The sequence below is a fragment of the Bacillus sp. S4 genome, assembly GCF_040838205.1.
In the GTDB taxonomy this organism is placed as follows: Bacteria; Bacillota; Bacilli; order Bacillales; family Bacillaceae_G; genus Bacillus_A; species Bacillus_A cereus_U.
In genome coordinates this window covers 1-3,827 of record NZ_JBFPJI010000303.1, presented here as the reverse complement: position 1 = coordinate 3,827, position 3,827 = coordinate 1, and the positions used below count along the sequence as shown (strand labels likewise).

Below are 3,827 nucleotides of genomic sequence, written 5' to 3'. Positions count from 1 at the left end.
ATATAAAAGGGGATAAGGAATATGAACATATTAGAAAAAATTAAAGAAAACGTTTCAAAAGTTATTGTAGGAAAGGAAGGAGTAATTGATTTAGCGATGATTGCATTAGTTGCAAATGGACATGTTTTATTAGAAGACGTACCAGGAACGGGGAAAACAACATTAGCCAAAACTCTTGCGAAAAGTATTGATGGGGCTTTTCAGCGTATTCAATTTACATCGGATACGTTGCCGGGTGATGTAGTAGGATTAGAATACTTTGATATGAAAGAAAGTGATTTTAAAACGAGAAAAGGACCTATTTTTGCAAATCTAGTTTTAGTAGATGAAATTAACAGGGCTGTCCCGCGAACACAATCAGCGTTGTTAGAGGTAATGGAGGAGCGTACCGTAACAATTTCGGGCGTAACGCATGTATTACCAATGCTATTTATTGTATTAGCAACGCAAAATCCATTAGAATCGGCAGGAACTTTTACGCTTCCAGATGCGCAGCTAGATCGCTTTCTATTAACCATTCGGCAAGGGTATCCAGATCGTATATATGAAAAAGAAATGCTAAAACGATTTAAAGAAAATAATCCATTTAACGATTTACAAAGTGTTGTAACTCTTTCTGACATATTAGAGTTGCAAGAGCAATCTAAAAGAATCCATATACACGATGAGGTGGAAGAATACTTGCTTGATATTGTAGAAGCAACGCGAAATCATGATTTGATAGAAATCGGGGTTAGTCCTCGTGGCTCTTTAGCTTTTATGAGAGCGGCGCAAGCAAGGGCATTATTAAAGGAGCGGGAATATGTAACTCCTGATGATTTGAAAGCCTTGGCAACTCCGGTTTGTGCTCATCGATTAACGTTAACAATTGAAGGGGATATGAAAACAACTAAAGTAGATGTACTGCAAGGAATTTTAGAAAAAATTGCAGTGCCGGTAGAAAGCGTATGAATGAGATTATAAAAAGGAAAAATCCGTTGCTGGAACCTCTCTTTATAGGGGGAATCGGCGTTATTTTTCTTATTCTCTTTGTTTTTACAAATCAACTTTTTATTGTGGTCCTCTTTTTGTTTTATTTGTTGTTAGCTGGATTTTTACATTTGTATATGAAAGTAGTCATGAGAGTGAAATGGGATATCTCGCAAAATCAAAAGAGACTATTTATGAATGAAAGAGGAGAGTGTGTAGTGCAAATTATAAATGAAGCACGTTTTCCAATCTTTAAAGCAACTCTTCAATTTCGTTCGGATGAACAAATAGAGTGGGAAACGGATCAGAAGATGCAGCGTTCGCATCACTCTTATCAAATTCCTCTCCAATTAGAAGGAAGAGATATGATAACAATTATGTTAGAGGGGAGTGCAAATGAAAGAGGAAGACAAGGGTGGCAAGCAGCAGAACTCATAATATCAGATCCATTCGGCCTTTTAACGTATTACTTGCCTATTGAACACAAGGAACTCCCTGAATTTCATATTCTTCCGCAAATGTTGAAAGTGATGATACCCGAAATAACAACGTGGAAGCATGGATTTCGCAGAGCGGCTGTTTCTCCGTTATATGATGAAACGAAAATAGTAGGTGTGAAAGAATATGAAGGGGAATCATTTCGCTCTATTCATTGGGGGGCGACTGCGAAAACTGGGGTCATTAGTGCGAAAAAATATGAATATACACAAGGCGATCGATATGCACTTTATGTAAATGTAGTAGGGAAAACGGGATATACGCTTCGTACAGATATGGAATATTTAATTCAAGTCGCTGCTGGGGTATGTCGGGAGTTAATCTCGCAAGACTGCTCGTTCGAACTATGGATAAATGGCGTACGGGAACAAGGCGTCATTCACTTAAAAGGTGGAAAGCACCGAAAACAACTTTATAAAGCAATGGATTTGTTATCTTCGTTAACAGAAAAAGATATACCATTGAATGCACATTTCTTTTATCAAACAGGATTTCGCAGACAAGAAGCAGGGGGGATTCCATTAATTATTGGATATCCACCGGAAAAACAAAAAGGGTGGATACAAATTGTGAAGTAAAGGGAGGAACGGTGAATAAATTGAAATGGGGATCGCGTGTTATATTTTGTTTTCTAGCCATTAGCGCTTGTTTTGTATTGGCGATTGGAATAACGAAAGGTGCATTTTTTGCAAAAGAGAAGGTGGTAGATTTTTTTTATCAGGAGGGAGAAGCTGATGTATCTAGTGAAGAGACGATACGGAAAAGCAAGGAAAGCTTAGAAGGAAGCAGAAGAGGAGAAGCTCGGGAGCCTGGGGATGATTCAGGAGGGGCATTAGGTGAAATTGAAAATCCGCCTGATTCTGATGAAGAGGGATATTTTAAGGAGGGAAAGTTTGAAAGATTTTCCCAAGATAGAAAGGGACAAAATGACGATGCAGGGTTTATAGGGGTTAGCATTGAAAATATATTTATACAAATTGGCATCCTATTCTTAGTGATGGTAATCATAATTTTTATCTTTCGCCGTATGCGGAATAAGAAGCAGACAATTCATCATATACATTTGAAACAAAAAGAAGTACGAAAAATTGGGGAAGATGCAGAACAAGAAGAACGAGATAGCTTAATACTGCCAGCGGAAGAAGTAAGAGCAATGCTAATAAAATGGGAGCTAACATTATCAAAGTTTGAAAAGAGAAGGTTACAAGAGACGGTTCAACAATGGTTTTCCCGTATTCATAAGAACAGTGATATTATTCCAATTTATGAGAAAGTTAGATATGGAGAAGGAACTGCCTCAAATGAGGAGTTACAGATGATGCGGAAATGGATACATGAAAATGTAAAGAAAAGTTTATAGTGAAAAAAGAGATAGAAGGAAAAAGTTTGTTACTAGCGGAAGTATTACGTTATTGTTTCATCCAAACTGAGGGGAGAATGTGGATATATAATGACTGATAAAAAACTGTATTTTTTATCAGCTGGCCGCTGCCATGTTAGATCACTCTTCGGTTAATAGTATGCCTACTCCAGGTAAACTTCTGAATTTGCCTGTATGGAGCTATCTTTTGAAAACAACAGAAGGCCCTATTTTGATAGACACAGGAATGCCAGAAAGTGTAGTAGATAATGAAGATATTTTTAAGGGAACGTTTGTTGAAGGTCAGATTCTTCCAAAAAATGAAACCGGATGATAGAATTGTAAACATTTTAAAACGAGTGGGCTATGCACCAGAAGATCTTCTCTGTGCTATTAGCTCTCATTTGCATTTTGACCATTTGGTAGGAAGAAAAATAATATAACTCCCCATCGCCATCAGGTTAAGAAATTCATTGTTCTCCAAAACGACAAAAGTACACTGAATTCTCATAAACAAACAACTGTGGTGAGATAAAATTTTTGTTTTGGGGGTACTTCAAAATCTTAGCTTGATGGGCATGGGGCGGTACCCCTATTAGCTTGATAGCGATGGGGTCCTACCAACATGCCCATCAACTTAAGAATTTTTTTAACACCGCAAAACAAAAAAGTTGTACATTTTCACATGAAGATGTCAATTTTCTCGTTTTGGAGGTATTTGTATTTCTTAGCTTGATAGCGATGGGTCTGTACCCCTTAATGCTCCTTCACTACACTTCCGTTTCGTTCTGTCCGCTTAACCATTGACATTCTAGTTTGTTAACTCTTCTTTCTTTTTATTGATCATAACAAATAAATAAAAAAAGAAAGAAGAATCTTGATGATCCCTCCCCCTTTTAAATGTTAGTTTACATTCATTTTCTTTAATTTATTGGTTTTATCGCACTTTACTGATTTTATCTAAAATCACTAACGAAAATATACATTCAAAACACTATAA

At 36.8% G+C, this 3,827-nt stretch carries 3 protein-coding genes and 1 pseudogene; all 4 read left to right on the top strand.

From position 1 onward, the window contains the following. The first annotated feature begins 21 nt into the window (after positions 1-21). On the top strand, positions 22-951 hold the full coding sequence (locus tag AB3X48_RS18930; RefSeq protein ID WP_088099759.1) for an AAA family ATPase: 930 nt from the start codon (positions 22-24) through the stop codon (positions 949-951). Next, positions 948-2,045 carry a DUF58 domain-containing protein gene (locus tag AB3X48_RS18925; protein ID WP_070145867.1) on the top strand — a complete coding sequence of 366 codons (1,098 nt, stop codon included), beginning with the start codon at positions 948-950 and terminating at the stop codon, positions 2,043-2,045. Before AB3X48_RS18930 ends, AB3X48_RS18925 begins: the two co-directional genes overlap by 4 nt. A gap of 11 nt (positions 2,046-2,056) precedes the next feature. Next, on the top strand, positions 2,057-2,827 hold the full coding sequence (locus AB3X48_RS18920; protein WP_088099761.1) for a hypothetical protein: 771 nt from the start codon (positions 2,057-2,059) through the stop codon (positions 2,825-2,827). 90 nt (positions 2,828-2,917) lie between these two features. After that, positions 2,918-3,255 (top strand): annotated as a pseudogene (locus tag AB3X48_RS18915) (MBL fold metallo-hydrolase); the annotation flags it as partial. Positions 3,256-3,827 lie beyond the last annotated feature (572 nt).